Genomic DNA, 26,735 nt, shown 5'->3' on the forward strand with positions numbered 1-26,735 from the left:
AACCGGGTTTCAGGGTCGAGATAAATCAGGAAGAGAGTGTCTAAAACAGTGGGCTAACGAAGTCCATCACATGAGAGACGTAGTTTGGAAAGCGTTGCTTGTGCAGTTGCCTGCTGTTGAAACAATAGACAAATAAGCGCAAAGCACACTCCAGCGCATATGGACAGCGTGAGAAACAACGGGATTTGCGAGCCAGACGAGCCAGATAGTGACGCAGCTCGGCATTGTCAGCTTCCACTGAATATGTGTCCGTCTTGCCTTGCGAAACTTCGTACCTGCCGAAATGATACCAAAGCCATTTGCAAGCATCAAACCCATCACTGTAGTACCACTTGGCTTTCGGCGCTTGATCCACGACTTGCTGGATGGCTTCCTGAGTGCGGATCCAGACCACCGCCCAGCCCAAAATGCAACGAGTCTTGCGATCTACCACAGTGATAATGTAGATTCTGTTTTTTTATCGCCGATAAAGGTGAAGATTTCATCCATTTCGGCTTCTTTGACCTCTTCGGGCACGGGTGCGTTCGGTAAAGCCTCAGCTACATCGGTCACCCAATACGCCACCGTTTGTGGCGCAACTTTCAAATGACGAGCTATCCGCCGCAGATTACCTCCATCCACGTACATTTCCATGGCTCGCTTGCGGAGACTGTCCGGATACCCCTGCTTTTTCGGTTCCGGCGTGTATTTGCGGTGGCAGTGCATACAGCGATACCTTTGCGACCCGGCGTTTGTTCTTCCTGCTTTGTTTTGGCGGGTTGTTTCTTGGCAGTATGGGCATCTTCTCATGTCTCTATTTTAGCCCATTCCTTTGGACACTCCCAATCAGGAATTCGCGCTCAGACATTGACTAATTATACCCCTGACAAGAAAAGGCTTATCCCACCACCGCAAACACATTCACCGCCTGGTTCTTCCCCTTGAAAACGATCTTTCCCAAATCCTCCACTTTGTAATTCGCCGGGAGTCCCTTGCGCGTGTCTTCGTCTATCAACAGCGGACGCAGCGCCTCCTTGGTATATTCCTGGATTCGGTCCGCGAGGTTGACCGTATCGCCGATGCAGGTATAGATGGCGCGGTTCTGCGTCCCGGTGTATCCGGCCACCATTTTGCCCGAGGTGATCCCGATCCCGATGCGGATGGCGGTCTTGTTCTGCGCCAATTGATTCTCGTTGAAGACCTTGAGCCGTTCCAGCATTTGCAGTCCCGCCTTTACGGCGCGCTCGCGATGGTCATTGTAGAAGATCGGCGCGCCGAATACAGCCAGCACCCCGTCGCCGACGATCTGGTTCACGATTCCCCCGTTGTGGGTGATGGCGTCGAACATCATGCTGAAATATTGGTTGAGCAGTTCGATCGAATCGGACGGGCTTTGGCTTTCCGCGATCGTCGTGAACGAGCGGATGTCCGTGACCATCACGCTGGCGGTCACCATCTGTCCGCCGAGCGAAAAGCCCTCACGCAAAAGCTCCTCCGCCACTTCCTTTGTCGCGAACGTCCGGAACAATTTCCGCTGTTCGTCGCGCAGCCGTTTCTTTTCCAGGCTTGCATTTACGCGCGCCCTCAGCAAGATCGGGTTCACCGGCTTGGTCAGGTAATCCTCCGCGCCCAACTCCACGCATTTGACCACCGCATCCAGTTCCTCCATTGCAGATGTCATGATGATGGGGATCTGCCGCAGGTCGAAATCGTTCAGGCAGGCTTCCAGCACTTCGAAACCATTCATCACCGGCATTTCGATGTCCAGCAGCATCAGGTCGAACGCCCCTGTGCGGAACTTCTCCAAACCCTCTTTCCCGTTCTCGGCGGTTTCGACCAGATGCCCCTCCTGCTCGAGACTGCGCGTGAGCATCATGCGGTTGATCTTATTGTCGTCCACGACGAGCAGACGGGCGGGTTCGGGAGCGGATGGGGGCATCGGATTACCTTAACTCGTTCAACTTCATCTTGACGGATTCGAACGCCTCTTTCAGGACTTCGAGCCTGTTCCCCGCTTCGAGGTTTTTCTCACGCCCCATCATCTCCAACTCACGCGCCAAAGCCGCCAACTCTTCCGCGCCGAAGGTCAGCGCATTGGACTTGATGCTGTGCGCCGCCCGCCGGAAGGAGTCAGCGTCATTGCTATGGATCGCGTTCCGCATGTGCCCCACCTGCTCTTCAAAATCCTTGAAGAACGCGTCCATCAATTCATTCACGAACTCCGCCCCTGCGCTTTGTTTGAGATTATCGAATGTGTTCAGATTCAAAACGGACATTCTTCTCCAAAAGATGGGTCACGCATGAGCCGCTGGTCGAGTAGCGGCGTAAAGCGTCGCATATCGAGACCAGACGGCGAGGAATCTCCTTGTTATCTGGAGATTGCTTCGACGCTCCGCTCAGCGCGGCATTTACTTCTTCGCCTTGAACAACGCATCCACCAATTCCACCACGCGGATGGGCTTGGGGATGTAATGGTCCATGCCCGCGCTCAGGCACATCTCACGGTCGCCCTGCATGGCGTTCGCGGTCAAGCCGATGATGTAAGGCTGCTTCAGACCTGACAGGTTTTCGAAACCTGTCAGGTCTCGGATTTTACGCGTCGCTTCCAATCCGTCCATTTCTGGCATCTGCACATCCATCAGGATCACATCATAGGAATCATGCTCCACTTTATGGAGAGTCTCGACGCCGTTCACAGCCACGTCCGCTTTGTAGCCCATCTGCTCGAGCAGTCTCAAGGCGAGTTTCTGGTTCACGGTATTGTCTTCAGCGAGGAGAATCTTCAGCGGGTGCCGCGCAGCCATCTGCGGGTCCGGTTTGAAGCGTTCCGTTGTCATCTTCTTTTCGTCTTCGGGAGTCTGGACGAAGAGTCCCACCAGCGTATCGAACAACTGCGACTGCTTGATCGGCTTGGTCAGATAGGCTGAAAAGACCCCGGCTTCGTCGCCCGCTTCGCGCCTGCCGAGCGAACTGAACAGCACGAGCGGGAAGCTGGCCTGTTTGCCGCGTAATTTTTTCGCCAGTTCGATGCCGTCCATCTCCGGCATGTGCATATCGAGGATGGCGACGTCGAAGGTCTCGCCGTTCTCAATCCATCTCAAAGCGGCATCCGGTGATTCGGTGTCGCGGGGAATCATGCCCCATTTGGCGGTCTGCATGTTGAGGATGTAACGGTTCGTGGAGTTGTCATCGACGATCAACACGCGTTTGTTCTGCAGGGCTGGCTGGATGCCGAGATGCAGGTGTTTCTTTGCAGGGGCGATCTCGGCGGTCTCGGCTTTGATGGTGAACATAAATGTGGAGCCTTTCCCGATCCCGTCGCTCAAAGCCCACATCGAACCGCCCATCATCTCCGCAAGCCGCCTGCTGATGGCGAGTCCCAGCCCGGTCCCGCCGTATTTGCGCGTGGTGGATGAATCGGCTTGCGTGAAGGATTGGAAGAGCCTGCTCATGCCTTCGGGAGTCAACCCGATCCCCGTATCGCGGACGGCGAAGGTGAGCAGGGCTTTTTCCTTCGCGCCTCCGTTCCTGTACCTCTGGCTGGATACGGTTAGAACGACCTCGCCCTTTTCTGTGAATTTGACCGCGTTGCTGAGCAGGTTCGTGATGATCTGCCGCACGCGGGTCACATCGCCGACAATGGCGGGCGGGATGTCGCCTTCGAAAATGTAGGCAAGGTCGATGCCTTTTTCCACGGCGCGGGCACTGACGAGATCGAGTGAGGCTTCCACGCATTCGCGCAGGTCGAAGACCTGATGCTCGATATCCATGCGCCCGGCTTCGATCTTGGAAAAGTCGAGGATGTCGTTGATGATGGCGAGCAAGGCGTCGCTCGAACTGCGGATGGTCTCGACGTAATCGCGCTGTTCGTCGTTGAGATTTGTATCGAGCAAAAGTCCGGTCATGCCGATCACGGCGTTCATCGGCGTGCGGATCTCGTGACTCATCGTCGCGAGGAAGGCGCTCTTGGCTTCGTTGGCTTGCTCGGCGGCGGCGCGCGCCGAACGGGCTTCCTCGAACAGCCGCGCATTTTGTATCGCCGTCGCCATGCCCGAGGCGATGGATTCCATCATTTTGATCATGGCGTCGTCGTAGGCGTTCTCGCGTTCGAAGTTCTGGATCGTGATTCCGCCGATCAAATCCCTGCCGACGATCATCGGGACCATCACGACCGATTTTGGGATGTCCTCCGCGGCAGTCATGTTCGAGCCGAGTTTCTTCCACAGAATGGGCGAACGCCGGTTGATGACCAGGGTCTTGCCTTGCATCGCGGCTTTGTTCGTGAACTCGTTGATCGGGAAGGGCGGGAATTGCACACGTTCGTTGCCTTTGGTGACGTAATGCGCCGTGACGGTGTTCGTCTCCGGATCGTACAAGCCGATGCCGATGTTATCCTCGCGCACGAGTTCGCGCACCATGTCGCCGACCTTCTCTATGATGGAATTGACGTCCAATTGCCGGGTGAGCACCTGCCCGATGTTGTTGAGGATCTCCAGTTCGGCGGCGCGGCGTTTCGTCTCATCGAAGAGGCGCGCGTTTTCGAGCGCAACCACGGCCGCGCTGGCAATGGTCTCCAACAACCGCAGGGTGGACTCGGTGAAGAAATCCTCCTGCTCGAGGTGTTGCAGGGAGATGCCGGTGACGAATCGATCGCGGATGAGGATCGGCACGGCGCACAGCGATTTTGGAAGTTGTGAGCGCGAGCCCCTGAAATCAGGGTGATTTGCCGCGAAGGAATCGAAATCGCGGTTGACAACAAAGGTCTTTCGGGTCTCCCGGACGTGATTCACGATATACGTGTGAAGGCTGGTCGCCTTCTTGGGGGGAATTTCCCACTCCTTGCCGTTTTCATAGGCGTATTCATAGGTCATCATCTGGGTATCCAACTCAACGGTGTAGATGACCGCGTAATGGACGGAGAAGATCTCGGCGAGTTTGCGCCCGATCTCCTGATAGATGGATCGGATGTCGAGGTTGGAGACAAGCGACTGTTGAACCGAATTCAACGCGCCCAATTCCACGTTCTGCTGTTCGGTCTCCTTCAACAACCTTTGAGTTTCGTCGAAGAGGCGGGCATTCTCGATGGCGACCCCGATCGAGTTGGCGATGGTCGTCAACAGCCGCACATCGGATTCGGAGAAGGCATCCTCTTTTTCGAGGTTTTGAAGCGAGATCACGCCTCTTACTTCGTCCCCGACCAGCATCGGCACCCACAGCCCCGAACGGACGACGACCGTATCGTCCGCGTTCGCGCCCAGGTTGTTGGACTGGTACTTTCTGGAATGTTCATCGAAATCCCGGTTGACCAGGATCGGCTGGCGCGTGCGTATGACATATCCGCCGAATCCGCCGCCATCTTCCCTCAACGGCAGGGGATCTTGATACAGCCTTTCTCCATTTTCGATGATGTATGGATAGTAGGTCAGTTTTTCCTTGTGGTCGTAGATGCTCAAGACCACGATCTGCGCGTCGAAGATCTCGCGTATCCTTTCACCCGTCCTGTCGTAAACGGATTGGATGTCCATCTTTGTGTCCAATCCGCTCAGGATATTGTTGATGAGCGTCAGCTCCTCCGCGCGTTGACGGGTCTCTGCGAGAAGGCTCTGCGACTCGTCGAATAGCCTTGCATTTTGAATCGAAATGCCCATGCTTCCCGCAAGCGTGGTCAACAGGCGCACGTCGTTTTCGTGGAAGGCGCCTTCCTGCTCGAAGTTTTGGATCGAGAGCGAGCCATGCACCTGGTCGCCCGCAAGGATGGGGATCGCGATCAGGGATTTGGGGAAGGTATCTCCGGCCAGCAGGGTGGAGCCGTATTGTTGCGCAACCTGCGCGACATTCTCATTGATGAACAGGGTTTCGCGATTGCGGATGACGTAACCAGAAAACCCGGAAAGCGGCTGTTTTTCGGGATAAATCCTCTCGCCCTTCCAATACATATATGGGAAGGAGGCGCTGTCTGTCTTTTGATCGTAATACGAGATGACGACCGCCTGGGTGTTGAAAATGCCGCGCACCTTTTCGCCCACCAACTCATAGATGGATTGAACGTCCAATTTGGAGGATAACCCGTCCTGCACGCTGGTGATGATCTCCAATTCGGCGGCTCTTTGCTGGACCTCGTTGACGAAGTTGGCGTTCTGGATGGCGATCACCGCCTGAAGCGATAGCTCTTCCTGAAAGCGCAGGTCGATCTTGGAGAACGGCTCGCCGCCTTCGCGCCAAACCGCCATCATGCCGTTGACCTTTTTTCCGGAAAGGAGCGGAGTCACCATCAAGCGCTCGTTCCGTACCGCTGCCGTGCCTGGGATCTGCAGTGTGCGCGGATCGAGATTCGTGTCGTTGATGTATTCCGCTTTGCCCTCTTTTGCCAGCGAGCCGATGATGCCTTCTCCTACCCGGATGGTATCCGCAAGGATTTCATCGGCAATATCGCCGCTCGCGACGATGGCGCGCATGGTCTTACCATCCGGCTGGGGCAGGTAGATCGCGCTGGAGGTGGCGTTCAGCAGTTCCCGGGCGTGCGAGGCGATCTTATCCAATACCGCGGACAGGTTCAACGTGGCGGAGATGTCGCGCCCGACTTCGTTCAGCACTTCCGATTCGCGCGCGTGGCGCAGGGTCTCTTCGAACAGGCGGGCTTTATCGAGCGCGGCGCTCAGGCTCGAGGCAATGGTGGAAAGCAGGTTGATATCGGCGGATGTGAACGCGTTTTCGCGGTCCAGGTTTTGCAGGCTCATGATGCCGGTCACCTGGCCTCCAACGATCATCGGCGCGAAGAGAAGCGACCTGGGCGCTTCGCCCGCGAAAGCCGGCGCTTCACCCATCTCATCGGCGAGTTTCAGGAAATCCGAGTTGATCAACAGCGGCTTTTTACTCTCGACCACTTGTTTGCGGAACCCGTCGATGGGGGAGGGTTGGTTGAAGCGCATTCGATCGCCGCGTTCCTTGATGTAGCGGTGCTGGACCTCGCCCGCCGCGGGATAGTAAAGCGAGATCAGCGTCACTTGCGCATCGAATATTTCCGAGACCTTGTCGCCGATCAGGTCGATGATCGATTGGTGGTCGAGATTCGAGACCAGCACCAATTGCAGGCTGTTGATGACGCCGAGTTCCGCGTTACGCGCGGCGGTTTCCTTGAGCAGCCGCTCGGTCTCGTTGAAGAGGCGCGAGTTCTCGATGGCGACCGAAGCCTGGTCAGCGAATAATTTCAGCAGGCGCAATTCCGATTCCGAGAAGGTGCGCGGCTCGGCAAAGTGGATGTTCATCACGCCAACGACCTTCTTGCGGTATTTGAGCGGAAGGCCGATCAGCGCGCCTTTCCATCCCGGGGATGTGTTGGTGTAAAGCGAGTGGGTCTGCATATCCTCGACCAGTACGACCTCGCCGGTTCTGGCGACCGTATCGGTGATCCCGCCGGGGCGCGGACTGGCAACCGGCACATTCTTGATCTCGCCGTGCGAGATGGCTGTGCCGAACTTCAGCTCGTCGTTCTCGTAGATGAACAGGTTGATATTCTCGATGCTCGGCATCAACGCCGAGGTGTTGACCAACAGCGAGTCGAGGACGGTGGTGTAATCGAGATTCGAGGAAAGGTCGATCGAGGCTTTGCGGATGGCTTCCAATTCCGCGTTGCGATGTTCGGTCTCTTTAAGCAGGCGTTGGGTTTCGTCCAGCAGGCGGGCGTTTTCGAGGGCGGCGCTCAACGACCCGGCGAGCGTTTCCAGCAGGCGCACATCGAACGGCTCGAAAGAGTTCTCTTTATCCATGTTCTGCAGGGAGATGACCCCCCGTACGTCATCCCCTGCGATGAGCGGGACGAACAGCGCCGATTTCGGGACGAGAGAACCCAGTACCAATTCCGCGCCGTGTTCCTTCATGCGTCCTTCGACCCTGTCGTTGAGGAGGATCGTCTTTTTGGTGCGGATCAGCGATTTGACCAGCCCGCTCATGGGCCGCGCTTCGAGATACTCGCGCCCGTGACGGTCTACATAGTAATTGAAATTTTGTTTGCCTTCCTCGTGATCGAAGGTGGCGATGATGGTGGTTTGCGCGCCGAACAGGTTACGGATCTTATCCCCAACGAGATCGTAGATCGCCTGCATCTCCAGTTTGGAGGCGAGGCCGTCCTGCACGCTTTTGATGATGGCAAGCTCCGCCTCGCGCTGCTCCAATTCCTTGCGGAGTTGGACGGAGCCATCGGCGCGCGCGGACATTTTCTTTTGGACGGCTTTCTGGGACGGTTTTTTCTTCTGCCCGGCGGTAGGCATCATTTCCTCTGAGTGGTGATTCAGTTTACATACGGCGTGGAGAATCGTCAATAGCGGAATGAAAAAAACAGGCAGCGTGCGCCTGTCTGTTATCCATTTGTCATGTTTTCATCGCTGGTTTTACAGCCTGCGCAGGGCGAACATGGTGATATCGTCGAACTGCTCCGCTTCGCCGATGAAGGTATCGAGGTCGCGGCCGAGTCGGTTCACGCATTCGGCCGGGGAGGAGATACCCTGCTTCAAAAAATCCACAAGCCGCTCGCGGCCGTAGAATTCATCCTCGGGGTTTTTGCTGTCCGGAATGCCGTCTGTGAAAGCGAGCAGGCTGTCGCCGGGCTCGAGATGGGTTTCGGCTGATGCGAATTTGGCTTTCCTGTTGAAACCGATCACGGGTCCGGTGGGACGCAATTCTTCCATATCGCCCGAAGCCCGCATGAGATAAGGCGATTCGTTCCCTGCATTGATATACGTGAGGGTCCCGCTGGATGAATCCAGCAAGCCGACGAAGAGCGTGGAAAATATAAGCGCGTCTTCGTGAGTTTCGGAGATATATCGGTTGGTGGTGTGAACGGCTCCTCCAATTCGTGCGGCGGGAGTGGGGGAACCGTCAAGGACGAGGCTGGAGGATGCGGCGCGGATCAAACTTCGGAACAGCGTCATGAACAATGCCGCGCCTACTCCTTTTCCGCAAACATCGCCCACCACCAGTACAAGATTCCCATCCGAAAGCGTGAAAGCGTCGTAATAATCCCCCGCTACGAACTTCGCCGCTTTGAAGTAGGCGGCGATCTCCCAGCCCTGCACCTGCGGCAATTCGCGCGGCAGGAACTCTTTTTGAATATTACGCGCGATGTTCAACTCCTTCTCAAGGCTTTGCAGGTATAGCTGCTCCTGGTCGCGGAGTCGTTTCCGGTCGAGGCTGGATGAGATGCGGGCATTAAGTATGACCGGCTCGAAAGGTTTGGGGAGGTAATCTTCCGCGCCGCGTTGGATTCCCTTTACCACGCTTTGCAGGTCGTTGTTGGCGGAAATGATGATGATGGGGATATGCCGTGTAGCGGGATCGGATTTAACTTTCTCGAGCACGATAAACCCGTCCATGATCGGCATCATGATGTCGAGCAGGACGAGGTCCGGCAGGGATTCTTTGATCGCGTCGAGCGCTTCCTTTCCATTCGTGGCGGTCAGCAGTTCGTATTCCTTGTCTTCCAACTCCTGTTGAAGATAATCAAGATTGAGAGGTTCATCATCCACAAGCAAAATGCGGGGAGGATTGTTCATCGCGTTTATCCGAGATATTTTTTTAATAGACCATAGAGCTGCATTTCGTCCACTGGCTTGGTGAGGTAATCGCTGCAGCCGGCTTCGCGCGCCTTCACGATCTGGCTGTCCATGGCGTGCGCGGAAAGACCGATGATCGGCGTTGCGGGAAGCGTCTGGCGGATCCTGCGTGTGGCTTCATACCCGTCCAAAACCGGCAGGGAAATGTCCATCAGGATAAGATCCGGTTTTTCTTCGACAGCCATGGCAACGCCCTTCCCGCCGTCGTTCGCGATCAGCAGGTTGTAATCATCCTCCAGTAATTGTGTGAGCAGGTCGATGTTCAGGTCGGTATCTTCCACGATCAGAATGGTTTTCATATAAGGTTCCTGTCTCTTCACTCTTCAGTGTGCGCGGCTTTCCTGATTTCATGCACCAGTTTCTCGCCGTCGAACCCCTGCTTGCGCATGACAAGCGTCACGCTTTCGCGCAGGCGGGCTGTCTCTTCATCCGTCAGTTCCTTGACACTGATGACGATGATCGGCAGGTCCTGCGTGGCGGGATTCCTCCGCAGTTCTTCGATGACCCCGAACCCGTCGAGCCGCGGCATCATGATGTCGAGCAGGATCACATCGGGACGCTCCGCCTCGATCGCCTGCAAGCCTGCCACGCCATCCAAAGCGGATTCCAATCTGAATTCTGATTCCGGAAGCAGTTGACGCAGCATATCTGCGATGTGGGGGTCGTCATCCACTGCCAGGACGTGAACCCGGTCGCGATGCTTCTGCTTGATGACCTGCCTTAATGTGGATATTACTTCAAAGGGGTTGAGCGGTTTCAACAGATATGCCGCTGCGCCCAAGCGGAACCCGAGCGCTTTCTTATCCACAATGGTTAGCAGGATGATTGGAATATTAGTCGTCGCCGGGTCGGTTTTCAGGTCGTGCAAAACCTGCCAGCCGTCCTTATCCGGCATGAGGATGTCGAGCAGGATGGCGTGCGGTTTCAACGCGCGAGCCCGGGCTTGTCCTTCCGCGCCGCTGCGCACGCCGACGATCTCGAATTCTTCACGCGAGAGACTTTCCTGCAAAAGGTAAACCGCATCGGGGTCATCGTCGATGACGAGGATGAGTTTCCTGCCGGGCTGCGTTTTGGATGGAGATGCGGCTGGGCGGCGCGAATCAGTTTCAAGGTCCGGGGTTGAAGCGGGTTTTGTCCCATATTGAACGGGAACGGTGAGCGTGAACGTCGAGCCTTTGCCGAATTCGCTTGCCACCGTCAGGTCGCCGCCGAGCAGGCGCGCCAGGTTGCGGCTGATGGTCAGTCCCAGACCGGTGCCTCCGTATTGGCGCGTGGTGCTGGTATCGGCTTGCTGGAATTCTTCGAAGATTCTGCCGAGGGCTTCTTCGGTGATGCCGATGCCCGTATCGCTGACATTCACGACGAGCATTTCATCGTCGCGGCGCGCATTCAGGGTGATCTTTCCGGCGGATGTAAATTTGGCGGCGTTGCTCAACAGGTTTAGGATGATCTGTTTGATCTTGTCCTGATCGGAATGCATTGCGCCAAGGTCTTCGGCCTGTTTGACAAGCCGCACCGTGGGCTTGACGAGGGGTGTGGCGGTGTTGGCGCATAGATCGATGAGCGCGTTGATGTTGAAGTTTGCGGCTTGCACATCCATGCGCCCGGCTTCGATCTTGGCGATGTCGAGCACGGTATTGATCAGGTTGAGCAAATGCTCCGAACTGCCTAGAACCTTGTCGAGATTCTCGAGTTGTTTTGCGGGAAGCGACTCCTCGCCTTTTCTTCTCACAATGCGTGTGAAGCCGATGATGGCATTGAGCGGCGTACGCAGTTCATGACTCATGTTGGCAAGGAAGGCGCTCTTCGCCTGGTTGGCATGTTCGGCGGCTTCGCGGGCTTCCTTTGCTTCATCGAAGAGACGCTGGGTCTCGTTAAAGAGGCGGGCGTTCTCGATGGCGACGCCCATATTCGCGGAAAGGGTTTGCAGGAGGCGCAGGTTGCCTTCATTGAACGCATAAGATTTGTAGCTTTGCACATCCACCACACCCAGCACCCGGTCGCCGACCATGATCGGCACGCCCAGATAGGATTTGATCTCTTCTTCGTCTTCCGGAGCAGTGACGTATGCCGCCGCGCCATTTTCATTTATTTCCCCGGCGGTATTCAATAGGAGCGGCTGCTTGGTGATGATGATCCTCGAGGTCAGCCCTTCGCCCAATTCCCAGGGAGGTTCGTTTTCGTAAAAACGATTGTCGCTGAAACTGTATGCCAACTGCACAATATTCGTCGCAGGATCGTAGAGCAGGATGTCCACGACCTCGGCATTGAATATCTCATGCACCTTGTTGCCCACATTGTGGGTCACTGCGCGCACATCCAGTGTGCGGGTCATCGATTCGCTGATGCTATTGAGGATGGCGAGCTCGGCGGCGCGTTGCTCGGTCTGTTTGAGCAGGTTTTGGGATTCTTCGAATAACTGGGTATTCTGAATCGCGATGACGGCCTGCCGTGAAAGATTGTTCAAAAACTCAAGTTCGGCTTCGACGAACTGGTTGTTGCTGCCGTGCCTCCAAACCGCCATTAAGCCTTTCAACTCTCTGTTGGCAAGCAGGGGAACTGCCAGCAGGTGCTCATCGGGAGTGGGCTCGGTTCCCGTAATGGTCAAGGCGCGCGGGTCCGAATTGGTATCGTTGACGATCTCGCCGGCCTTCGCCCGGGCGATGTTTCCCAAAAGACCTTCACCCAATGTGATGGTGTCGTTGCGCAATTCTTCGGCTTCTTTGCCGACTGCGGCAATGGCGCGGAATATCCTTCCGTCCTGTTCCGGAAGGAATAGCGCGCTCAAATCGCCATCGAGCAGGTCCTTGGCATGTTTTGCAATACTTTCCAATACGGTCCTGGCTTCGAGGCTGGAGCTAATATCGCGCCCGACTTCCGTGAGGGTTGCCATCTCTCTCGCGCGGCGCTGGGTTTCGGCGTGCAGCCTGGCGGTTTTGATCGCGGACCCCGCATTGGCGGCAACGGTCGAAAGAAGGCGCAGGGAGTCTTCATCGAAGACATTCTCTTTTTGTGTGCTCTGCACGCTCAACACACCGATGGTCTCGCGCCCGGCTTTGATCGGCACCCCGAGATACGAACGCGCCTTCCGGCCGCGGCGGCGAATACCGAGCGCCAAACTTTCCTCGTCGATGTTGCGGTTGAAGATCAGCGGCTGACCGTCGCGGATGATGCGGCTAGTCATCCCTTCCCCGAACGGGATCGGTTCCATCTCATCGCCGTATTGATAGGGGAACTGGATCATGTTTGTTTGTGGATCGAACAATGCCAGGTAGGCGATATCGGCATTGAACGTGTCGCGCATCTGACTCCCGATGAGCTGGATCATGTTATCCAGGTCCGTTTCCGCCACCAAAGCCTGGGTGACGGTGCTGATCGCAGCCAGTTCGGCGGCGCGTTCTTCGGTCTCTTTGAGCAGGCGCTGGGTTTCGTCGAAGAGGCGTGCATTCTCGAGAGCGATCCCGGTCGCATTCGAAATGGTTTCCAGCAGGCGCATGTCCGAGTCGGTAAAATAATTTTCGACATCGAGGTTTTGAAGGGATATGCCCGTGAGCATGTTCTTGCGGATCAGGATCGGCACGGCGCAAAGCGATTTCGGGAGCCGCCCGCGGGAGGATTTGAAATCGGGGAAATCGGCCGCGAACTCGTCGAACCCGCTGTTCACGAGAAAACTTTTCTTCGTTCTAAGCACCTGGTCGACGATATGATTATGCATGCTGGTGGCGGGCTTCGCGGGAATCTCCCATTCCTTGCCCTGTTCGTAGGCGAATTCGTAGGTCATCATCCTGGTCTTGAGATCGATGGTGTAGATGGCGGCCGATTGGACGTTGAAGATTTCGGTGATCTTCCTGCCCACCGACTGGTAGATGGATTTGATGTCCAGATTCGAGACCAGCGCCTGCTGGACCGTGTTGATCATGGTCAACTCAGCGTTGCGCTGCTGGGTCTCATCGAAGAGGCGTGCATTCTCGAGGGCAACGCTCATTGCGTTGGCAATCGTCGAGAGCAGGCGGACGTCCGAGTCACTGAACGCGTTCTCAACATCCAGGTTTTGCAGGCTGATGATGCCGGTCACGTTCCCGCTGACGATCATCGGCACAAAGAGCAGGGATTTCGGCTCCTCCCTTTCCAGCACCGGTTCCTCCCCAAGTTCGAGCGTGATCTGGCGGTAATTCTGATTGATCAACCAGGGTTGTTGTGTTTCCACCACACGCTGGCGGAACTTGTCGATGGGAACGGGTCGATCAAAATGGATTCGTTCACCGCGCTCGATCAGGTAACGATGATTGACTTCATTCGCGGCAGGATCATACAATGAGATCAGCGTGGCTTGTGCGTTGAAGATCTCCTCAAATTTGTCGCCGATCAGATCGATGATGGACTGGAACTCGAGTTTGGATGCCAAGCCCTGCTGGACGCTGTTGATGACCGCCAGTTCGGCATTGCGTTCCTCGGTCTCTTTGAGCAGGCGCTGGGTCTCGTCGAAAAGACGGGCGTTCTGCAACGCCACGCCAAGGTTGGCGGAGAGCGTGGTCAATAAGCTGACACTGGATTCCGAAAAGGCGTGTGTTTGATTCGAATACAGGGTAATAACCCCGATCACCTGCCCCGAAGACCAGATGGGCGCACAGACAACGCTCTGAGTCAGATCGTCTTCTGTTTCATCACCGATCAATACGCCCCCAGCCATACCCAGTTCAATTTTTCGCTGGTCAATATCTTCGTTGATCACGAGTGTGGCGCGGTTCTTGATCACCCAGTTCGCGTACCCGGGTCCCAGCGTAAATGGTTCGATGGGGAAGCGGTCACCATGTTCAATGTAATAGGGCGTGGTTATAACATTGCTCTGTGAGTCATACAGACCGACATACATATCCTCCACATTAAATTCCTTGCGGATCTTTTCGCCCACCAGGTCGATGATGGCTTGGAAATCAAGTTCACGCACCAAGCCTTCGCTGACACTATTGATGATGGCAAGTTCGGCGGCGCGGTCTTCGGTCACTTTGAGCAGGTGCTGGGTCTCGTCGAAGAGACGGGCGCTCTCGAGCGCGATGCCCATGCTGCCCGCCAGGGTTTGCAGCAGGCGGATATCGGATTCGGAGAAAGCGTTCTCACGCTCAAAGTTTTGCAGGCTGAAATATCCATTAACCTTATCGCCCGTGCCAAAGGGGACGAAGATCAACGACTTCACTATGGCAGTGCCTTCCATTTGTTTCAGCCCATATTTAGCAGCCTCTTCAGTGGAATTTTGATGAATGATGATCGGTTGGCGGGTGTCGATCATGTATCGGTTTGCCACGCTGAAGGGCAATAACTCATCGTCAAAGAAGCGTTCACCGTTTTCAAAAGCATAATCCAATCGCGAGACTTGTTTCTCATGGTCGAAGGAACTGATCAAGACCGATTGTGCATTGAACATGCTCTGGATCTTGTCACCAACCAACTCGAAGATGGCTTGCATATCCAGCTTGGACGCCAGCCCTTGCTGGACGCTGTTGATGATGGCAAGTTCTTTGGCGCGTTCTTCGGTCTCTTTGAGCAGGCGTTGAGTCTCATCAAACAGACGGGCATTCTCGAGTGCCACGCTCATCGAGTTGGCGAGGGTGGTTAGCAGGCGCACATCCGACTCGCTGAAGGCGTGTTCTCGCTCCATGTCGCTCAAATCAATTAAACCGCGTCCCTGATCACCCACGATCAGCGGAACCAAGACCATGGACACAGGCGCATCGGTGCCGGGGATCAGGTAACTACCGTATTTTTCCGCTTCTTGGAATATGTTTTCGTTAATGACCAGCGTTTCACGTTCGCGAATTACATACGACTCAAAGCCATTCTCCCCTAACGGGCTGGATTCGATTTGGATGCGCTCGTTATTCTCGTACGTATATGGGTAATGGACCATGCCGGTCTTGGGATCGTAAATGCGGATGCCCACATCCTTGCCGTTGAAGATCTCGCGGATCTTATCTCCAACCGCGTCATAGATTCCCTGAATGTTGAGTTCTGCCGCCAGGGCCGCTTGCACGCTGTTGATGATGGCAAGTTCGGCGTTGCGTTCTTCGGTGATCTTGAGCAGGCGCTGAGTTTCGTCAAAGAGACGGGCATTTTCGAGCGCGGTTCCCAGCGAGGCGGCGATGGTGGTCAGCAGGCGCAGCTCGCTTTCGCCAAAGGCATTCTCGCGCTCGAAGTTTTCAATAGAGATCGTACCAAGGACGCGGTCACTGCTAATAATAGGAATAGCGACGAGTGACTTGCTTTGATCGGTCCCTGGCAGCAATACGGTGTTGTAATCTTCAGGCGTATTCCAAACAATAGGTTTGCGAGTCTTCAGAATAGTTTCAAGTTGCCCGCCTGGGTGTGGGGGTCTTGGTGAAATCGAAAGTCTCTCCCCATGTTCGTATACATATAGGTAGTGAACAAGATTGTTTTTTTCATCATACCAGTTGATACCTAAATCACCAGTGTTCATCACTTCGCTCAACTTATCGCCAACCAGATCCACAATGGCTTGGAAGTCCAACTCGGCGGCGAGTCCCTGCTGGATGGAGTTGATGATCTGCAACTCGGCAACGCGCTCCTGCTCGGCTTTGAAGAGGCGTTGGGTTTCATCAAAGAGGCGCGCGTTTTCGAGAGCGACACTCATGCTGTTGGCGAGGGTGGTCAACAAGCGGGCGTCGGCTTCATTGAAGGCAAATTGTTTGTAGCTTTGAACAGCCACCACACCCTTTATTTCATTGCCAAGCAAGAGCGGAACCCCAAGGTAAGATTCGTTGAGATCTTCGCCTGTATCGGGGCGGGGAGTGGGGATGCCCCCCAATTGGGCGCCGTGATCCAGTGTATTGACAATGAGCGGTTTACGTGAGCGGATCACATGGGTATAGAATCCCTGACCCATTTGGAAGGGCTTGTCAAACTCCAGACGTACGCCGCGGTCCACAGCATATTGCGCGTGGACAAGTTCACTTTTCTGATCGTATAGTCCGATATAGTTTGAGTCGGCATTAAAAATTTCACGGATCTTTTCGCCGACAAGTTCATAAATGGACTGCATATGCAGCTTGGATGCCAACCCTGCCTGAACGGAATTGATGATTGCCAGCTCCGCATTACGTTCCTCCGTCTCTTTGAGCAAACGCTGGGTCTCGTCGAAGAGGCGCGCGTTTTCGAGCGCGACGCCCATCGAGTTGGCGAGAGTTTGCAGGAGGCGCACATCCGAATCTCGAAATGCATGCTCTTGTTCAATGGAATGAATACTTAACGCGCCTATCATGGTGGTGCCGATGTAAAACGGCACACCGAGGAACGACTTGCCTAGTTGATATCCTTCTGGAGGAATTGCATCATAATCGAGAAGTTCCTGCGTAGTTCCAAGGTTTAATGGTTCAGTTGCGAATAGTACACTGCGGGTGATGGTTTTTCCCAATACTTCGGGGGGAACTTCAACCCGTTGATTATTGATGACCCAATAGGGCCAGGCAACGATGTTTGATGATTTATCATAAAGCGCAATGAAAACACTTTCGGCATTAGTGATCTCACGTACCTTTGCCCCAACCAAGTCAACAATAGATTGAAAATCCAATTTTGAAGCAAGTCCCTGCTGGATGGAGTTGATGATCTGCAACTCGGCAACGCGCTGGCGTTCCGCTTCGAGGGCGCGGGTGCGCGTTAATGCAGCGGCGATGTGCTGGGCGACGAATTCGAGGACGCGAACATCATCGTCCGTGTAGCGTTCCCCCTCTTCATAGGTTTGAAGCGCGATCACTCCCAGCGGCTTTCCCTCCGCAAGCAGGGGAGTTCCCAACCAATCTTCACTGCCTGTGTTCCCGATGCCGACGATTGTTTTCTCCTCCAGCATCTTCTTTACCCCGGCATTATCCACATGCAGGGTCTTCTTGTTTTCCAGCACCCACATCGCCAATCCCTTGCGGATTTTTTCCACCGGAATCGGTTTCAAGACAGGCGACAAAGTCCCGGTCGCATCCTGCACGTAAGGATAAGTGACGGTTTTGGCTTTCTCGTCATACAGTTGAATGATGAAGTTTTCTGCGTTCATCAGTTTCCCCACGATCTTGTGCAGTTTTTTATAGAACGACCCCATATCCTTGACCGCGCTCGCCGCATCCGCGATCTCGAACAACGCCTTTTGGATTTTTATCTGTTTTTTTAGATCGTCTTTTTCAACCGATTGCCTCGGTGCGCGCACCGGCGCGGACTGCCTGGTTGCAGCCTTGTTTTTTTGTTTCCCCGTCCTCTTAACAGCCTTGCTGACGGACGACAACTTCCCGGTCATTCCGTTTCTCCTCGTCTCTGATAATTGCGCAATTATATACCCTTAGTAACCCGTATCCCCTAAAAAGGTTGACTTATTCCGCCAGTTTCCTGATGTTTTGGATCGGCGTTTGGGGGACCAGGTCGCAGCCTGGCCAGACCGCATCCACGCCCGCTTCTTTCGCCTTTTGAACTGCCTCTGCAACCGAGCCTTCATTTCCCTGCCACAAGGTTGCCACCGGGTCTACGTTGCCAAACAGCAACATGTCTTTTAGTACGGCGCGAGACGCATTCAGATCATTCAATTGGTCAACCGAGATCGCATCCGCGCCAGACTGCGCCAACAGACTCATGGCAGAGTCCGTTTTCCCGCACACCGAAAGCACGGTGGGGCGGGGTAGTTTCCTCGTCAGTTGTTGAAGCGCAGGCAATACGAAAGCCTCGAATGGTTTGGGTCCGATAAATCCAGGTGAGCCGCCCATCTCGTGAATGGTGATGAAGTCCGCGCCCGCGTCCAAATAGGCTTTCCCAATGCTTGCCAGAAAATTAGCGAGGACATCCAATGCTTTGAGCACGGTCTCTGGGTCGTCCTTCATTTCGCGAAAAAGATATTGAGCCTTGCAAATGTAGATCATCAACGTATACGGACCGGGGATAATGCCTGAGATCACAACATGCTTTCCAATATCCTTCTTCGCCAATCCAATTGCATCGCAAATTAACCCGATCCTTCCCCTCTTCCGATCTTCAATCTCCAAATCTCCGATCTCTTTTGTACTCTGAAACAACAGCTTGCGCACCTGCGGGAATTGCACTTCCTCCTTGCTGTAAAAAAGAAGTTCCGCGCCAAGCGCTTCCGCTGGGGAACAGAAATCCAATGGGAGCGTTGCCGAAGGCATCCCTGTCAACTTGAACGTACTTGCCGCCGCCCGCGCCATCTTCTCCGCATCGTGATGGACTTCATGCAATGCCAATCCCTCACTTGCCAATCCCTCGATCGTGACATGGATCAACCCGCTGAACGCGGGAACCGAAGAAATCTTTTCCCCGTACAACAACTTAATAATCTCAGCACGCATCAGGACCTCCACTTATAAATTACGGATTACGCTTTACGTGTTCCGTAATTCGTAATCCGTAACCTTCAACTTTCAACCTGTAACCTGCAACTAGCTCTTAACCGCCTTCACGATTGCCGCAATATGTTCTGCTGTATTTCCACAGCATCCGCCCACGACCTTCGCGCCCAGCGCTACATATTTCCTGGCATAGGTTGCCATGTCTTCGGGACCCATGTCATACACGCCCTGCTCGGTCTCGATATCCATATGCGGAACGCCCGCGTTCGGCTTGACCCACAGCGGCATATCGAGTTTGGTGGCTTGATATTCCTTTACCACCGCTTCCATATTATCGAGGGTGGTTCCACAATTCGCACCGACGAGCACAGCGCCCATCTCGGAGTAACGCTTCATCACATCCTTCGGCTTGACGCCCATCATCGAGCGCGTGCCGCGGTCATAACTGAACGACACCACGATGGGCAGATCTGTCACGGACCGTGCGCCTTCAAACGCAGCATTGGTCTCTTCGATGGCGAACATCGTTTCGATCAGCAAAAAGTCCACGCCGCCGTCGGCGAGGGCTTTGGCTTGCTCGGCGAAGGTCGCTTTCACATCCTCAAACTCGAGCGGACCATACGGTTTGATGATTCCGCCGACGGGTCCCATCGAACCGGCGACAAGTCCATTGTTCAACGAAGCGGCTTTGCGGGCGATCTCCGCTGCGCGTATATTGACCTCGGGGGTTCGATCCTGATATTTCGAGTCTTTCATTCGCATGCGAGTCCCGCCGAAGGTGCAGGTCAGGATGATATCTGACCCAGCCCGGGCGAAGGAGGAGGCGAGGTTCAAAATCGTATCCGGGTCATCGATGATGAGGTCCTCGGGTGGCTTGCCCGGCTTCAATCCCATTTTTTGCAAGTTCGATCCCGTTGCCCCATCCGCAACTAGAATTTCCCCGCCGCTCAGTCGTTCTAGAAATTTGTTCATTGTATTTCCTTATCGGTGATATCGGTGGTCGAGTAGCCGAAGGCGTATCGAGACCACCCGTTAATGAAAAACACTTTCTAACATGGTGGTCTCGATACGGGCGGGGAGAGCATCCGCCCTACTCGACCACCGATTTTTTACTTCATGAAGTTCTTCGCCAGCGGATCCGCCTTGCGATTCGGAATCAGATGCGCGATGTGCGGAAACGGCTCGCTCATGTGCGGGAAACTCGTCGCCAGCATGAATTGGTTTTGAAATTCGGGATCGGTGGGCAGTTCGAACCGTTCCACTTTGCGTGTCACTGAATCGATCTCGTTGCGTTTCTCGACGTTCAACAGCGCAATACGCGCGCCGTCGCCCGCGGCATTTCCAACCGCATATACTTTATCCAATTCGCAATCGGGAATCAGCCCGATCAGCATCGCTTTCTCTTTGTCGATGAAACTTCCAAAGCCGCCAGCGAGGATGATTTTATCAGGGCTTTCCAGATTACTGCGTTTCAAGAGCGTGCGAGCCGCCGTGAACAATGCGGCTTTCGCCAACTGGATCTGCCTAACATCCTGCTGGGTGATCGGGATGTCTCGTCCGATGGATGTTTCTTCCTTCCAGGCAATGACATACTCCCAACCGGATTCTCCCTCCCGAACGCGCTTCGAGTCCAAGTCTTTCTTGAACTTGCCCCGAGAGTCCACGATGCCTGCCCGGAACAATTCTGCCACAGAGTCGATGATGGCGGATCCGCAGATCCCTTTGACTTGACCAACAAACTCCGCATGATCGGTATTCCAACCTTCCACGCCGATGACCTTGTACTTCGGTTCGAGCGTTGTCTCATCAATATGGACCCGTTCCATCGCGCCGGGCGCGGCACGCATTCCATACTCGACATGCGCACCTTCCAATGCTGGTCCCGTGGGCGTGGACGTACACACTAGGCGTTTACGGTTTCCCAAGACCAACTCTGCGTTGGTGCCGACGTCGATCAATAACCAATTCTCGTCCTGCTTGTGCGGTTCTTCGGCAAGGATGACCGCGCTTGTATCCGCGCCAACAAATGAAGCAATGGTCGGCAGGACATGGATGTTTCCGGACGGGTTGATGTGCAATCCCAACTCTCTTGCTTTGATATCCATCGACTTGTGAATGGTCGGCACGAAGGGAGCAAGCCCCAAATCTTTTGGATGCAAATTCAACACCACATGGTGCATGGTGGAGTTGCCCACCAGGACCATCTCATGAATATCATCCAGACGGATATTAGCCGTATGCGCGGCTTGACTGAGCAATTTGTTCAAAGTGGCGATGATGGCTTTGTATAATTTCTCCAAACCGTCGGGCTGATCGATCGCGTACTGAATGCGGGACATGACATCCTCGCCGTACACGATCTGCGGATTCATCTCGGATTCAGAGGCAAGCACTTCGCCGGTGCGCAGATTGCATAAGTACAGCGCCACCGTCGTCGAACCGATATCCACCGCCGCCCCGTAGCTGTCTTCGTGATAGCCCGCCTGCACAGCGATCACTTCCCTGTCGTTGCGCACGGTAACGGTCACGCTCCATTTTGCTTCCCGAAGGGTCCTGGCGAGCGTGCGCAGGCAGGCATAATCAATGTCGAAGTCATGCCAGCGCGGAAGTTTTTCCTCCGTGCCGCGCACCAGCGCCATGGATGTTTCCAATCCCTTGGCAAGGCGTTCCCAATCCGCGATGGGACGCTCCAAATTGGGCGGCGCCATCGAGACGAGATATTTTCGTATGGCAGGCTTGATTTCGATCTCGCGGTCCCTCGCGCTCTTGCGGACGATCTGCTTGTTTCCGCGGCTTTCCTCTGGGACATTGATCAAAACATCGCCCAAAATCCTGCACTGACAGGATAGCCGGACCTGGCCTATTTCCCAGCCTTTTTCCTTTAATAACTTTGGTCTGCGCTCAAGATAAGCCCGTTCCTCGGTTCCAACAGGGGAGAGGTTCTCGCGCTTCGACTCGATGTTGTACTTCTCGAAGCGGCCCTCTTCCACCAGGACCATGCACTTTCCGCAGGTGGCGTTCTCTGCGCAAATGGATTCGATCTCCACGCCCAATTCCCTCGCCGCTGAACGAACCGACATGCCTTCGTCGATCTGGCCACGCCGACCGGAGGGCTGAAGGATGATGTTGTGTTTTTTAGTCATATTCTATGCAAAGCGCTCGGTCACCATCGGGTGTTGGCATATGGGACAATGATTACGCCAGATCAGCTTCACGGCGTGGAATCATTATCATCGCGGCGGCAGCTTCCAGTTCAGAAAGAAGCGTTTCGGCAACTTCCTCGGGTGTGCCATCGCGCTCGATCCATTCGCCGCGTTTGTATTCTTTGGCATAATCTGAAGTGGATGTAGCACCGATCGCCATCGCATATGCGTCGATCTTGTTCTGCACCTTTTGCGATAGTTCCTTCTTTATCTTGCGCCCGTCGGCTTCCACGGTAAATGATTGGGGAATGTCCCGCCAGTACATGACTTGGTATTTTGCCATTGCGTGTATCCTTCTTAAATTATATATAATTTTAGAAGGATTTTACGGGATGATGGGTATTGGGTCAATGGGAAAAGTCGTGGATTTAAAAAGAGCGAGGTGTGAATTAGAGGATATTTTTCAACATCTGTGCAACGGATCGAAAAACTTGGGAGTCGTCTCCCAAATCCACAAGAGGTTTGCCGGAAAACTCGAATGCTGAAAGGTCGTCATCGGCAGGGATCGTGCCAAGGAGAGGAATATCGGATTTTTCGATGAATGTTTTTAGTTCGGCTGGCATATCTCCGCGCAGTCGGTTGATGATGAGATACGCATTCTCGATGTTAATATCCAATTCCCTGCGCATATCTGCGATACGTTGTGCCGCGACCAAACCGCGCTGGGTGGGGTCGCTGACGATGAAAAGATGCTGTACGTCGCGCGTGGTGCGGCGCGAAAGATGTTCCATGCCCGCTTCGTTATCGATGATCACATACGCGTAATGACGGCTTAATCCGTCGATCACTTCGCGCAGGTTATGGTTTACCGCGCAATAACAACCCGGTCCTTCGCCGCGCCCCATCGCGATCAGGTCGAAGCGAGATCCTTCTGCAAGCGATGAACGGATGTGGTAATCAAGGTATTCGCGTTTGCTCGTACCGCCCGGCATGGTGCCCATTGCGGCGCCGCCGTTGGTCAACGAAGTTTTAACCTGTTCCAGCATATCTTCGCGGATGTCGCCGACCGTCCATTCGAGGTCGAGCCCGAGCACCATGTTGAGATTCGAGGATGGATCTGCGTCGATGGCGAGGATGCTGCCGGTTTGATTCTGGGCGAGATACTTGATGATCATGGCGGAAACAGTTGTTTTACCGACTCCGCCTTTGCCTGCGAGCGCAATGGTAGTGGTCATTCATACACCTCGCCACTGGTCAACTCGGTGAGTTTTTGAATGATGGTTTGAGCCGACAGTTTCAGGCTTTCGACATGATCGTAGACCGGAATGCCCAAGCGGTCCGCTTCCTGCACTTTCAAGTCGGCAGGCAGATATCCGATCAATGGGATTTCGTTTGCCTCAGACTCGAGGAAATCCGCTTCCTCCCCGTTCCGAACTTTGTTCCCGACCAGATACAACCGCATCAATCCGATGTCGTTCGCCAGTTTCCTGATCTGCTTCGCAGTTCCCAAACTGCGGCGGGTCGGCTCAACGACCACTAACATCGCATCTACAAAATCGACGGTGGCGCGGCCGAGATGTTCCACCCCCGCGTACATGTCGAGAAGCAGGATATCGTCTTCGCGGAAGAGCAGGTGGGTGAAGAGGGTTTTTAGCATCGCGGATTCGGGGCAGATGCAGCCGGATCCGCCAAAATCGACCGAGCCCATTTCGAGCAGACGCACGCCGCGATGCAGAACGCTGAAGCGTTCGGGGATGTCGTCCACCCGCGGATTCAAGGTGAAGAAACCGCCGACGGTTCCGGGTTTTGCGCCGGTCCTTTCGAAGATCAGTTCGTTCATCTCGGAAATGGGATGAAGCCCGCTGCGGACTTCGGGAGGGAATCCCAAGGCTCCGGCGAGGCAGGGGCTTGGGTCGGCATCCACAGCCAGAACGTCGCGTGAGGCGTCTGCATACGTCTGGGCGAGCAGGGCGGTGAGGGTCGTCTTCCCAACTCCGCCTTTTCCTGTGATCGCAATTTTCATGCTTTCACTTTAATCCAATCGCGCGCGCATTCAAATTGCCGTTCATCATCAATTCGGATGATGGATATAACATTTGTCCAGCTAACCTGTGACAATTAGCACAACTTGCCGGGTGGTCGGGGTGCTAGAATGATTTAAGCCCACCTCCCTTTAGAGGTCTTGTGATGATTTAAGTACCCGACAAGGAGGCAGCATGAAAACAAAAACGTTCGAGGCGCCCGCGCTTTATGGTGACCATCATGTCACGGAGGTGCGACGCATCCTGCTTGAATTGGAGGGGGTCGCGGGGGTTTATGCCAGCAGCGCATTTCAGACCATCGAAGTGGACTATGACGAGTCGAAGATCAACGATCTTGAAATTGCGCTGAAGTTGGACGAAGCTGGCTATCTGGGGGAATGGACGCCGCCCGTTGAATTGGGCATTGCACCTCAACAGGGGGATGGACAAAGACCGTATTTCCGTCACACTGCCACGTATGAGACCACCAAACAAACCGTCAGCTTTGCGCAAAAAGTGAATTATGGAGGGCGCCCGCTTTGGTATTGCCCGGGGATTGGCGCAATCAAGATGGACGAGGAGACGAACAATGGCTAAGAAGCGTGAGATCAAGGAATACTCGACCGATCCCGCCGCGCAACAGATGTTGATCCGTGCGGAGGAGTTGGGAATCGGTACAGCGTTCACCCGCGCCGATAACATGGTTCCGTGCAACATTGGCGGCGCAGGAATGTGCTGCAAACAATGCGGCATGGGACCGTGTCGTTTAACGAAGAACGGCGAAGTGGGTGTCTGCGGCGCGACGCTCGATACGATCCAGGCGCGCAACCTGACGCGCGCCATTGCGGCCGGCGGCGCGGCCCATTCAGACCATGGACGCGACATGGCTTTCCTCTTAAAGGCGACTGCCAAAGGCGAAGCGGAGGGATATTCCATTCGTGACGTCGCGAAGCTGCGGATGGTCGCTTCATATTACGACATCAAGGTCGAAGGGCGGTCACCCGAAGAGGTCGCCAACGACCTGGCGGATTTGTACATCGCGCAATTCGGGCAGCAGCGAGGTGAGGTTGCCCCTGCGGTGCGCGCGCCGAAGAAGCGGCAGCAGGTCTGGCGGGAACAGAAGGTCTGGCCGCGCGGCGTCGATCGCGAGGTGGTTGAGGCGCTGCATCGCACCCACATTGGCGACGACCAGGACCCCGCGCATATTTTGAATCATGCCGTGCGCACGGCTCTTGCCGACGGATGGGCTGGCTCGATGATCGCCACCGACATCTCGGATATTCTATTCGGCACGCCTGCGCCGCTTCTTGGGCAGGCAAATCTCGGTGTGATCAAGGAGGACATGGTCAATGTCGTCGTGCATGGACATGAACCGTCCATGAGCGAGATGCTTGTCGCGGCGTCGCAGTCGCCAGACATCATCGCGTATGCGAAAGCGGCAGGCGCGCACGGTGTAAACCTTTCCGGGATTTGCTGCACTGCGAACGAGATCCTGATGCGGCAGGGAATCCCTGCGGCGGGAAACTTCCTGCATCAAGAGTTGTCCATTATGACCGGCGCGGTCGAAGCGATGGTGGTGGATGTGCAGTGCATCATGCAGGCGCTGGTGGGTCTGGCGCAGAACTTCCACACCAAGATCATCACCACGTCGCCGAAGGTCAAGATCAAGGGCGCCACTCACATCGAATTCGACGAGCAAAAAGCGCTCACGATTGCGAAAGAGATTCTCAAGACCGCAATCGATAACTTCAAAAATCGCGAGTCTGCCAAGGTGCGCATTCCGCAGATCAAGGAAAGTGTCATCCCGGGTTTCTCTCATGAGTACATCAACTACATGCTCGGCGGCTCATATCGCGCATCGTTCCGCCCGTTGAATGACGCCATCATGACCGGTCGCATCCGTGGTGTGGCGGCGATCGTGGGATGCAACAATCCGCGCTCATCACAGGACTACCTGCACAACCTGGTTGTGAAGGAATTGCTCAAACAGGATGTGCTGGTCGTCCAAACAGGGTGCGGGGCGATTGCCGCTGGGAAGTTGGGGCTGATGTTGGGCGAAGCAGGCCTGACCGAAGTCGGAAGCGGATTAAGGGAAGTCTGTGAAACGGTCGGCATTCCGCCCGTCCTTCACATGGGTTCGTGTGTGGACAACACCCGCATCCTGACCGTGCTTACGCAGATGGTCGAAGAGGGCGGTTTGGGCGATGACATTGACCAGGTTCCAGCCGTAGGCCTCGCGCCTGAATGGATGAGCGAGAAGGCGCTGGCAATCGCAACTTATTGCGTCGCCTCAGGCGCGTATGTCATTTTCGGCGGCGCGTCGCCTGTGAGCGGCATGCCGGACCGCGTCAGCGACAGCGACCTTGTGCTGAAATACATCAGCGAAGGCTGGGAGAAACAATACGGTGGAAAGCTTGAATTCATCCCGGACCCGCAGGAGATGATTCTCAAATCGCTCGAACATATCGATAAAAAGCGCGCGGCGCTCGGCTTGCCCGCATGGGAGAAAGACAAGTTTGGCCGCAGCGGCGATGCGAAGATGAACGAACTGGAGAAGTTGCCGCTCGCAGAAAAGCGCGAAGCGATCTATGGTTTGGCGGCTGATTGAAGTTATTGGTAATTGCCATTTAC

The 26,735-nt window shown here is 54.9% G+C and carries 16 protein-coding genes; 2 read left to right on the forward strand and 14 right to left on the reverse strand.

Translation table 11 applies throughout. The features are described from left to right. Nucleotides 1–40 precede the first annotated feature (40 nt). The 14 genes from HS100_11455 to HS100_11520 form a co-directional block, all read right to left on the reverse strand. Complete coding sequence (locus HS100_11455; protein ID MBE7434522.1) at nucleotides 41–394, reverse strand: IS1 family transposase; 354 nt, start codon at nucleotides 392–394, stop codon at nucleotides 41–43. Between the two features lie 32 nt (nucleotides 395–426). Then, entirely contained in the window at nucleotides 427–705 is a 279-nt protein-coding gene (locus tag HS100_11460; protein MBE7434523.1) for a helix-turn-helix domain-containing protein, read from the reverse strand. Between the two features lie 172 nt (nucleotides 706–877). Continuing rightward, nucleotides 878–1,918: a response regulator gene (locus HS100_11465; protein MBE7434524.1), complete on the reverse strand. Its 1,041-nt coding sequence runs from the start codon at nucleotides 1,916–1,918 to the stop codon at nucleotides 878–880. A 4-nt stretch (nucleotides 1,919–1,922) separates the two neighbouring features. Then, nucleotides 1,923–2,255 carry an Hpt domain-containing protein gene (locus tag HS100_11470; GenBank protein ID MBE7434525.1) on the reverse strand — a complete coding sequence of 111 codons (333 nt, stop codon included), beginning with the start codon at nucleotides 2,253–2,255 and terminating at the stop codon, nucleotides 1,923–1,925. A 132-nt stretch (nucleotides 2,256–2,387) separates the two neighbouring features. Next, complete coding sequence (locus HS100_11475; protein MBE7434526.1) at nucleotides 2,388–8,246, reverse strand: GAF domain-containing protein; 5,859 nt, start codon at nucleotides 8,244–8,246, stop codon at nucleotides 2,388–2,390. Nucleotides 8,247–8,366: 120 nt separating this feature from the next. After that, nucleotides 8,367–9,527 (reverse strand): SpoIIE family protein phosphatase, encoded by a 1,161-nt coding sequence (locus HS100_11480; GenBank protein ID MBE7434527.1) that lies wholly within the window; start codon nucleotides 9,525–9,527, stop codon nucleotides 8,367–8,369. A gap of 5 nt (nucleotides 9,528–9,532) precedes the next feature. Next, the gene (locus tag HS100_11485; GenBank protein ID MBE7434528.1) at nucleotides 9,533–9,886 is read right to left on the reverse strand and encodes a response regulator; all 354 of its coding nucleotides are present in this window, start codon (nucleotides 9,884–9,886) and stop codon (nucleotides 9,533–9,535) included. 17 nt (nucleotides 9,887–9,903) lie between these two features. After that, nucleotides 9,904–17,883, reverse strand: coding sequence for a GAF domain-containing protein (locus HS100_11490; GenBank protein MBE7434529.1), 7,980 nt, complete (start codon nucleotides 17,881–17,883; stop codon nucleotides 9,904–9,906). A 73-nt stretch (nucleotides 17,884–17,956) separates the two neighbouring features. Next, on the reverse strand, nucleotides 17,957–18,940 hold the full coding sequence (locus HS100_11495; protein MBE7434530.1) for a hypothetical protein: 984 nt from the start codon (nucleotides 18,938–18,940) through the stop codon (nucleotides 17,957–17,959). Nucleotides 18,941–19,030: 90 nt separating this feature from the next. After that, entirely contained in the window at nucleotides 19,031–19,912 is an 882-nt protein-coding gene (locus tag HS100_11500) for a homocysteine S-methyltransferase family protein (protein MBE7434531.1), read from the reverse strand. Between the two features lie 137 nt (nucleotides 19,913–20,049). Then, on the reverse strand, nucleotides 20,050–22,083 hold the full coding sequence (locus tag HS100_11505; GenBank protein ID MBE7434532.1) for a DUF4445 domain-containing protein: 2,034 nt from the start codon (nucleotides 22,081–22,083) through the stop codon (nucleotides 20,050–20,052). A 52-nt stretch (nucleotides 22,084–22,135) separates the two neighbouring features. Next, nucleotides 22,136–22,426 (reverse strand): virulence factor, encoded by a 291-nt coding sequence (locus HS100_11510; protein MBE7434533.1) that lies wholly within the window; start codon nucleotides 22,424–22,426, stop codon nucleotides 22,136–22,138. Nucleotides 22,427–22,532: 106 nt separating this feature from the next. Further along, nucleotides 22,533–23,318 carry an AAA family ATPase gene (locus tag HS100_11515; GenBank protein MBE7434534.1) on the reverse strand — a complete coding sequence of 262 codons (786 nt, stop codon included), beginning with the start codon at nucleotides 23,316–23,318 and terminating at the stop codon, nucleotides 22,533–22,535. Continuing rightward, nucleotides 23,315–24,106, reverse strand: a complete 792-nt coding sequence (locus tag HS100_11520) for an AAA family ATPase (GenBank protein MBE7434535.1) — start codon at nucleotides 24,104–24,106, stop codon at nucleotides 23,315–23,317. Before HS100_11520 ends, HS100_11515 begins: the two co-directional genes overlap by 4 nt. Before the next feature lie 193 nt (nucleotides 24,107–24,299). Between HS100_11520 and HS100_11525 the strand changes: the two genes are divergently transcribed. Further along, nucleotides 24,300–24,701, forward strand: a complete 402-nt coding sequence (locus HS100_11525; protein ID MBE7434536.1) for a heavy-metal-associated domain-containing protein — start codon at nucleotides 24,300–24,302, stop codon at nucleotides 24,699–24,701. Further along, nucleotides 24,694–26,712, forward strand: a complete 2,019-nt coding sequence (gene cooS / locus HS100_11530; GenBank protein ID MBE7434537.1) for an anaerobic carbon-monoxide dehydrogenase catalytic subunit — start codon at nucleotides 24,694–24,696, stop codon at nucleotides 26,710–26,712. The genes HS100_11525 and cooS overlap by 8 nt, the downstream gene beginning before the upstream one ends. Nucleotides 26,713–26,735 lie beyond the last annotated feature (23 nt).

It is taken from the genome of Anaerolineales bacterium, from assembly GCA_015075725.1.
GTDB lineage: Bacteria > Chloroflexota > Anaerolineae > Anaerolineales > Villigracilaceae > Villigracilis.

What these genes read in the sequence shown, in the direction of transcription:
- HS100_11470 (MBE7434525.1), bottom strand. Translation starts at nt 2,255, where the DNA reads ATGTCCGTTTTGAATCTGAACACATTCGATAATCTCAAACAAAGCGCA.
- HS100_11465 (MBE7434524.1), bottom strand. Translation starts at nt 1,918, where the DNA reads ATGCCCCCATCCGCTCCCGAACCCGCCCGTCTGCTCGTCGTGGACGAC.
- HS100_11495 (MBE7434530.1), bottom strand. Translation starts at nt 18,940, where the DNA reads ATGCGTGCTGAGATTATTAAGTTGTTGTACGGGGAAAAGATTTCTTCG.
- HS100_11525 (MBE7434536.1), top strand. Translation starts at nt 24,300, where the DNA reads ATGAAAACAAAAACGTTCGAGGCGCCCGCGCTTTATGGTGACCATCAT.
- HS100_11485 (MBE7434528.1), bottom strand. Translation starts at nt 9,886, where the DNA reads ATGAAAACCATTCTGATCGTGGAAGATACCGACCTGAACATCGACCTG.
- HS100_11480 (MBE7434527.1), bottom strand. Translation starts at nt 9,527, where the DNA reads ATGAACAATCCTCCCCGCATTTTGCTTGTGGATGATGAACCTCTCAAT.
- cooS (MBE7434537.1), top strand. Translation starts at nt 24,694, where the DNA reads ATGGCTAAGAAGCGTGAGATCAAGGAATACTCGACCGATCCCGCCGCG.
- HS100_11460 (MBE7434523.1), bottom strand. Translation starts at nt 705, where the DNA reads ATGCACTGCCACCGCAAATACACGCCGGAACCGAAAAAGCAGGGGTAT.
- HS100_11505 (MBE7434532.1), bottom strand. Translation starts at nt 22,083, where the DNA reads ATGACTAAAAAACACAACATCATCCTTCAGCCCTCCGGTCGGCGTGGC.
- HS100_11500 (MBE7434531.1), bottom strand. Translation starts at nt 19,912, where the DNA reads ATGAACAAATTTCTAGAACGACTGAGCGGCGGGGAAATTCTAGTTGCG.
- HS100_11515 (MBE7434534.1), bottom strand. Translation starts at nt 23,318, where the DNA reads ATGACCACTACCATTGCGCTCGCAGGCAAAGGCGGAGTCGGTAAAACA.
- HS100_11475 (MBE7434526.1), bottom strand. Translation starts at nt 8,246, where the DNA reads ATGCCTACCGCCGGGCAGAAGAAAAAACCGTCCCAGAAAGCCGTCCAA.
- HS100_11520 (MBE7434535.1), bottom strand. Translation starts at nt 24,106, where the DNA reads ATGAAAATTGCGATCACAGGAAAAGGCGGAGTTGGGAAGACGACCCTC.
- HS100_11510 (MBE7434533.1), bottom strand. Translation starts at nt 22,426, where the DNA reads ATGGCAAAATACCAAGTCATGTACTGGCGGGACATTCCCCAATCATTT.
- HS100_11490 (MBE7434529.1), bottom strand. Translation starts at nt 17,883, where the DNA reads ATGACCGGGAAGTTGTCGTCCGTCAGCAAGGCTGTTAAGAGGACGGGG.